Consider the following 8,039-nt stretch of genomic DNA (forward strand, 5'->3'; position numbering starts at 1 on the left):
GATGTCTCATTGTATGCTCGGGGGCAATAATCTGGTCTTTTGACCACGTTGCGCCGTTATCATTCGATGTGCGCATGGTTACAATCATATTTTTCCACCAACCTGCTGCTGAAATACCGTTTACATGGAACAGAGTACCGCTTTCTTTATCATAAAACAAAGAAGAACCGGTCATATTTCTGTCTGGCACTTTGTAAAACAAAGATGCCTCGTCCCACTCACTGTTTCCCGCCCGTAGCCTGCTTGCCCAAATTTCCATCTCTGTACCAAATTCACTTTCTGTAGAAAACCAGATAGCCAGTAAATCTCCATTTTTACACCATGTAATTGCCGGACAATGATTATGAGTATATAACTGTTTTTTGTCGCAGGCAGGATTTTTCACATACTGAATCGGTTCAAGAAAAAAAGGTTCTTTTGATGGTGTAAGCCATTTATATTCCTGTTGTTTTACATCTTTCTGATTAACCGTAAGAAAAGTATCAAGCAATGTTGGTTGTGACAAGACACCTGAAACTTCCACAATCCTGAAACCTGTAAGATAATTTCTGTCTTCCGGAATTAAGGCTGACCGATTTGCTGACCGATAATTATGTATAAAATTATTGTGGCTACCTCCTCTTGTAACTCTGTAATTTCCACTGGCATAACCTACAGGGTTTAATGTATCTGATGGTTGGTATGGCCCATACCAATCCATACACCACTCTTCTACGTTGCCATGCATATCGTATAAACCAAAATCATTTGGTTTACCGTTCTTTACTTTTAAAGATACCGGCAATACCTCCTCGGGGTTATCCTGATTTTTTTGAATTTGTTCCGGTAATTTATCACCAATATTTAAAGTTGAATAAGTGTTGGCCCTGCAGGCATATTCCCATTCGGCTTCTGTTGGTAACCTATAATTCTTTTTTTCCTTTGCGGATAACCATTTACAGAAAGCTACCGCATCATACCAGCTTACAAATACGACTGCTTCATTGTCTTCTTTTGAAAAGCCTGACTTGTCTCTTAAAACTTTATGAGATGAATCGAAGGCTTCGTATTGTTTATTGGTAATCTCTGTTGTAGAAATTTTAAACGAGTAGTCTATTTTCACCTTTCTAACCGGGCTCTCATCTGCTCCGTATTTTACATCGTTAGCTCCCATATAAAACTCACCGGCTGGAATTTCGGACATTTCAATTCCCAATGAATTTTTAGTTATATGCTGGGCGATTGCGAAATGTGATATCAGAAGACTTGCACCAAATGTAAATCCTATTTTTCTTAACTTAATTAACATTGACTACTACCTCTCTAATTATTTCTTTATCTTCTTTATAATCATGGTTCTTTGCCACAAATACTACCTTGTAAGTGCCCGGTTCAGAAAACACATAACTGTAAGAACTTAATTTTTCATGAACGCTCTTAATCCCGATAGGCATATCCGGTTTTGATTGGTTAAGTATAATTGGATTGATAAACAGATAATCCAGATTTGAAGGTTTATTGGTTCCTTTCTCTGTCCAACGCAGGTTAATTGAGTTGTTAACAGTTCTTTTGTACCACTTTCCTTCATTGGTTGATGTTGTGTTGTATAAATATGGATTGGTTTTATCCTGATAATCAAAATTTCCAAATAAGCTTTGTATATCTAATTCGGCAGGAGTTTCTACACCATCAGGACTAATCAAAAACAGGCCAATATTTGTTAATTCCCAATGCGGTTGCCGTACATTTGCCCTTGCATCGCTTTGGTATCTGAAAGCTATACTGGTTGGTTTATCTATATACTCTGTTAGGTCAACTTCAACATTCGAGCTACCATTTTGGACAGTAGGCAAATTCAATTCAGATGTCAGAACCGTCCAGTTAGTATTTTTAAGCAGTGCAGAATCTGTACTATATCCTTTTCTAGTGATGCCTCCAAATTCGGTTGACACCAAAAAATCCAATGAGTTTTCAGGTGCTCTTTGGGAAACAAGAGCAGAAAATCTGAACACTAATTTAGTTCCTTCTTCGTTAACAGAAGTTCTGTTTCTATATTCGTACTGGCTACCTTTTTCACCTGTAAATAAAGATATATAGTCCGGGTTTCCACTTAGGTTAAATATAACAGGATCTCCTGCAATATATGTATTATTAGGGTCTAATGACACAGTAAACTTAGCTAAATCTTCCTGTTTTTCACAGGCGAGCAGCGTTATAAGAGATAGGAATAAAAAGATCTTTTTCATAACAGTATTATATTATTATTACCATAATGGGTTTTGTCTGATTTTTGTATTTGTCGACATCTCTAAACTTGGAATTGGGTATAGATTATGTTTAGCAGACGTAAAATTTATTATGTAAGAAGCGAACTGCTTATTGGCATGCCACCTTGCGTCATCCATCATTTCTCTTCTTCCTGTTGTCATCTCATATACATAAATGCCCCATCTCACTAAATCTAATTTTCTTGTACCTTCATAACATAATTCGCGTGCTCTTTCGTCTCTTATAAATTTCTGAAAGGCTAAATAATCCATATCGCCCAGAGCAATCAATGGTATAGTGGGCATAGCTCTTCTGCGAACATCATTAATTGCCTCTAAACCTATAGATGTAGGGCCTGTATTCACTTCATTATCCGCTTCTGCTATCATTAAAAGAACATCTGCATAGCGTAAAATGGGGAAATTAATAGGTGTAGCCTCATTCGCAGAATTTAAAGCTGACGGAATAAATTCTCTTCTGAACTTACCTGCGTTTCTATATACTAATTGATTAGCCGCCCGTTCCAGTTTCGAAGTTAATTTTGTGGTTGCATTATAGCTGTAATAATAATTAGGGACATTCCAATTTTTTCGAGCTGTGTCTATTGTTGTTCCGTTTGTCTGATTTGTTACATATACATCTTCCATTTTCAGAGTTGTTGATACGTAGCCATAACACCAGCCCGGACTTGTTGGCGTAACGTTATCATTACAGTAAATTCCGGTATAACTTCCTAAAAAACCTGCTGTTTGATTACTGCCTCTATTATCACCGGAAAACTCTACTTCCCACATACTTTCCCGAAAATCTGTATCGTATTTATCCTGACTTAAATTGATAAATATATTTCTATAAACCGTATTAAGCTTATGAATGTTACTGCTCTTTACTTCAAGCGCCCAGTGCAAAGCCTTTTCATAAGCTGGCTTTCCTTTATTAATGGGATAACCTGCCTGCTTTAAATACACTCTTGCTAGTATTCCCTGAACTGTAGTTTTGGTTACCCTACCCATGTGACTAAAGTTTGTTGCCGGATAAACCATAGCTTCAGCTTCTTCCATTTCCCGGATTATAAAATCAAATACTTCTTCTTTGGGAGTTGCCGGCATAGACATTTCCTGATCAACAGATGTAAATCCTGTCAGTCTTAACGGAACATCTCCCCACATACTACTTAATATGAAATAGTAATATGCTCTTAGAAATTTGACTTCCCCTTTGTATGCTTCTTTCAGATCTTCATCTGCAAAATTTATTTTATCTATATTTTCAAGGAAGATGGTAGCTCTGTTTGCTCCGTCATAAAGATTTTTCCACAGGTTATTCAGCCTTGTATTGGTATAGTTGAAGTTATTGATAAAAACATCATCATTGGTATAATTTCTATCGTAATAGGTCACATCATCCAGAATATTGAATGCAAAAAACCAATCTCTGCCATAAAATGAAGAATGAGCTAAGGGAACGTATATCGCGGTTAATGCTTTATAAGCATCTGCCTCTGTTTTATAGAACTGTCCCAAATCAACAAATCCTTTAGGTTCTACCTCGAGCTTGTTACATGCAGAAGTAACAAGCATAAATACTCCCGATATTAATATGATGATTTTTTTCATAGCCTTAAAAATTTACGTTAATTCCAAAATTAAACACCTTTGATTTTGGATACGCTGAAGAATCGTATGCTGGGGTAAGTGCTGTATGTTTAGTGGAAACCTCTGGATCATAACCCGAATAATTGGTCAGCAACCATAAATTCTGTCCTGATACAAAGACATTTACTTTCTTAACTTTTAAGCGTCTCAAAACAGATGAAGGTAATTCATACCCTAATTGTACATTCGCTAACCTTAAGAAAGATCCATCTTCTACGTCATAACTTGAATAGTTGGCTAATCCCGAATCTTTTGCTCTTGGAATATCGCTTGTAGGGTTATCTGGTGTCCAGCGATTAGCAAAGTCTGCAAATTTATTTACGTTTATTTCCTGTCTGGTTCTCATAAAAGTAAGTCTGTCTGCAAATAGTATTTCATTGCCGTAATTCCATGTAAAGAATACATTCAGATCGAAATTCTTATACTCGAACCGATTGGTCAAACCACCAAAATGGATAGGATATCCTCTTCCTAATACAGTGGCATCTAAACTGTTAATTATACCATCTCCATTAATATCTCTATACTTACTGTCACCAGGTTGTATAGCTGCTCTTGCTGCGCCATTGTCTTGTATATGCCCCTTCAATCTATAGGTTCCATCTGCTAAAGCATCAAAATCATCATATTTATATGTTCCCATATATTCTAGTCCATACAACATGCCCAATGGCTGCCCTACTCTGGCAATGTATGCATTACTATATGAGATGATACTGATTAGACTCTCCTGATCTCCCGATAATGCCATTACTTTATTTCTGTTGAATGAAATATTAAAGCTGGTACTCCATTTAAAGTTAGGGGTAGTCAGATTTGTATTATCTATAGTTATTTCCAATCCTTCATTTCTAATTTCACCAATATTTAACAAGGCACTCTGAAATCCTGTAGATGTAGGTATGTTTGCATTTAAAAGTAAATCTGACGTGTTTTTACGATACATATCCACTGTTAGATTTACTTTCTGATTAAACAAACTCATATCAATACCAACATCAGTTTGCGCAGTAGTTTCCCATTTCAGGTTTGGATTCCCCGGAGAAGTGACAATAGAGCCATAGGAATTTACTCCACCAAAAGGATAGGTTGTCTGTGGGATTTGTCCTTCATCAAACTTAACTGTTCTAACATTGGTCCAATAAGTAAAGTCAGGAATCCTATTATTTCCTGTTAAACCCCAGCTTGCCCTTAATTTAAGATTTGATAAGAATGTTAAATTTTTAACAAAGTCTTCCTGACTTACATTCCAGGCTCCGGCTACCGACTGAAAGTATCCCCATCTATTATGTTCTGGAAATTTTGATGATCCATCTGCTCTGAATGTGGCAGTAAAATAATATTTAGATCTATATTTATAATTGAATCTTGCTATATATGAATTTAATCTCCATTCGGTCAGATTGTTTATCAATCTTTGTACCTCTCCCAAACCAATTCCTGCCATGCCCAGAGTTTCATCAGGAATCTGGATAATAGTTTGATCCATAGATTCTGTCTTGCTGCTCTGCATAGTTTGTCCGATCAAAACATCATATGAATGATATCTTTTCTTGTCAAAAGTACTGTTATAGGTCAAGGTATTTTCATTTAACCATGTAGTTGAACCATTATCCAGAACCCGAGCGTTTACACCTAAATCTCTGAATGGATTACCTGACCTTGTTCGAGAGTTATTAAAAAAGTTATTTCGCATATCATTTTTTGTAAGCCCTCCAGAGATTCTCAGCTTTAACCCTTTTGTTATTAGATAATCTAAATTTCCATTTACTCGAGCCTGATAATTATAACGCTTTCTATATTCTTCGTTAACAATAAACAATGGATTTATGCGCATGTCTGAAGACGTTGCAATTGTCTCATCAATCATTTCCTGAGTAATATCAAAGTATTCTCTTGTAGATAAGGGTCTATAACTCCAAACGTTCCTGATTAGGTTTGCACTGTTTGAATATTGCACCTGGGATGGCGATTCCCCTGTTATAGTAAAGTTTGAATAATTGGCATTTACATTAAAACGCAACTTATCGTTAACCTTCTGATCTAAATATACTCTCCCCTGATATCGCTTATAGTTTGTATTTTTTATGATTCCGTCCTGATCAAATGCACCAAAACTCACATAATATCTGGTGTTCTGGTTTCCTCCTCCAATACTAAGGTTATGATTTTGTGTTGCAGCCTGCTTAAAAATCAGATCCTGCCAGTCTATTGTGGGATAATCCACATAATCTTCCCGGGAAGTCTTATCATTTACCAAATATCTGGAAGAAAAGTCCGCTGGAGTCATAGTCTCTTGTTGTAACTTCACAAACTCATAAGTATTCATCAGCTCTTTTTTTCTAGCTATATGAGATAGGCCAAATGAACCGTTGTAATTGATAGCTGGCTTGCCCAATTTTCCTTTTTTTGTAGTGACAACCACTACGCCATTTGCGGCTCTCGCTCCATAAATAGCGGTTGCAGATGCGTCTTTTAAAACCGTAATTGATTCTATGTCTGAAGGACTAATGCTATTATTAATAGCTTCTTCAGTTGGAAATCCATCAATTACATACAAAGGTGTGTTAGACTGCGTTACAGAATTGGTCCCTCTGATAACAACATGCTGTTCAGTTCCAGGCATACCTTCTTGAGATGTCACAGAAACACCTGCAATCCTGCCTGCCAAGGCATCATCAAATCTTCCCACGGGTACTTTTGTCAGATCTTCCAGATTTACGGAACTTACAGAACCAGTCAAATCTCTCTGTTTAACTTCTCCATACCCAACAACCACAATTTCATCAAGACTTTTCACATCCTGGTCCAGAACAATACTTAGTGTTGTATTTGTACCAATTTTTATTTCGACAGTTTTAAAACCAATATAAGAAACGATAAGAACATCATCTGTAGAAGACGATCTGACACTAAATTTCCCGGAGACATCTGTTACAACTCTTTGTGTCGTATTTTTCACCAAAATCCCAACTCCAATTAAAGGCTCCTTATTTTTATCGGTCACTAGTCCTGTTACTACTTTTTGAGCATTGGCGATAAAGCCTTTGCACAGAATAAAGCAACAGAATATAAATACTACTTTCAATTTTGCCATTTCGCAATTATTTAATAGTTATATGGTTCATCTTAATAGGTTATAGTCCTACCAGAACTTTACGGCTCTCGGTTTTGCCTATTTTTAGTATATAAACTCCTGGTTTAATATTATCTGGTAATTTAAGTTCTGCTTTTTCCTTATTAATGTATTTTGGTTCTTTAAGAAGTATTTTACCTGAAACGTCTAGAAGTTCAAAATCATAAAACGTATAAGGATAATTCGCTTCTATATAAATACTCGCACCTATTTTTGCTGGAATTGGAAAAACTGATATAGATTTATTTTCTATATCAAAATTTATATCTTTTACACCTAAATCTGTTTTTGTCCCATTAAGATCATATTGTGTAAGTCGATAATAATTAATCCCATTAATCGGAGTATGATCTACAAATGAATATTTTCCTACTCCTTTGGCAGGAATTTCTGATATCTTTAAAAAATTAATACCATCTGTTGATCTTTCTATCTGTTATTTAATTCAGTGGCTGTTTCCCAATCTAATTGGGCGGTATTAAGATTTTTTTTCACGGAATAATCAACCAAGGAAACAGGTAAGGGCTTAACTGTTTCCGGTTTATACGCTCCCGCATAATCAACCGCAACATAATAAATATTAGCATCGATTGTTTGAGCGCCATTTGCATGTCCTATTTGCAAATAATAGTTTGCATTATTACCAGATCCCTCTGCTGTCCCTAAATAGTTGCCATCTGCATATATATGATACTTATTCCTTTGGTCAGAATTATTATAAACCCCTCTCTCTACCGCTATTGTATAAGCCCTTTCTATAGCTCCTGTATAATTATTATCAGTTATGGTGACAATATTGCTACTACTGTATCTTACAAGTATGTTTGCTGATCCAAAATTAAAAGTTGGTGACTGACTCACTGCATCTCGGATAACCACATCTATTCCTCGGCCACTATTATTGGTTATTTTTGCTTTAAATTCAATGGTATAATTTCCATTAGGATTATCTATATCAGATATAGGGTTGAATGATTTTCCAGTGCTATTTGTATATACCC

6 protein-coding genes are annotated in these 8,039 nt (G+C 35.9%); all 6 read right to left on the minus strand.

What is annotated here, in order from left to right:
• Positions 1 to 1,288: SUMF1/EgtB/PvdO family nonheme iron enzyme (locus tag ABWO41_RS13025; RefSeq protein ID WP_353138670.1), on the minus strand; the 1,288-nt coding region annotated here is incomplete at its 3' end.
• Positions 1,278 to 2,225 (minus strand): DUF5017 domain-containing protein, encoded by a 948-nt coding sequence (locus ABWO41_RS13030; protein WP_353138673.1) that lies wholly within the window; start codon positions 2,223 to 2,225, stop codon positions 1,278 to 1,280. The genes ABWO41_RS13030 and ABWO41_RS13025, both read right to left, overlap by 11 nt.
• Positions 2,226 to 2,243: 18 nt before the next feature.
• Positions 2,244 to 3,863: a RagB/SusD family nutrient uptake outer membrane protein gene (locus ABWO41_RS13035; protein ID WP_353138676.1), complete on the minus strand. Its 1,620-nt coding sequence runs from the start codon at positions 3,861 to 3,863 to the stop codon at positions 2,244 to 2,246.
• A 4-nt stretch (positions 3,864 to 3,867) separates the two neighbouring features.
• Entirely contained in the window at positions 3,868 to 6,999 is a 3,132-nt protein-coding gene (locus tag ABWO41_RS13040; RefSeq protein WP_353138679.1) for a SusC/RagA family TonB-linked outer membrane protein, read from the minus strand.
• Between the two features lie 40 nt (positions 7,000 to 7,039).
• Positions 7,040 to 7,471, minus strand: a complete 432-nt coding sequence (locus ABWO41_RS13045) for a T9SS type A sorting domain-containing protein (RefSeq protein ID WP_353138685.1) — start codon at positions 7,469 to 7,471, stop codon at positions 7,040 to 7,042.
• On the minus strand, positions 7,468 to 8,039 hold a 572-nt coding region (locus tag ABWO41_RS13050), incomplete at its 5' end, for a hypothetical protein (RefSeq protein WP_353138682.1). The genes ABWO41_RS13045 and ABWO41_RS13050, both read right to left, overlap by 4 nt.

It is taken from the genome of Pseudopedobacter sp. (genome assembly GCF_040392825.1).
Taxonomy (GTDB): domain Bacteria; phylum Bacteroidota; class Bacteroidia; order Sphingobacteriales; family Sphingobacteriaceae; genus Pseudopedobacter.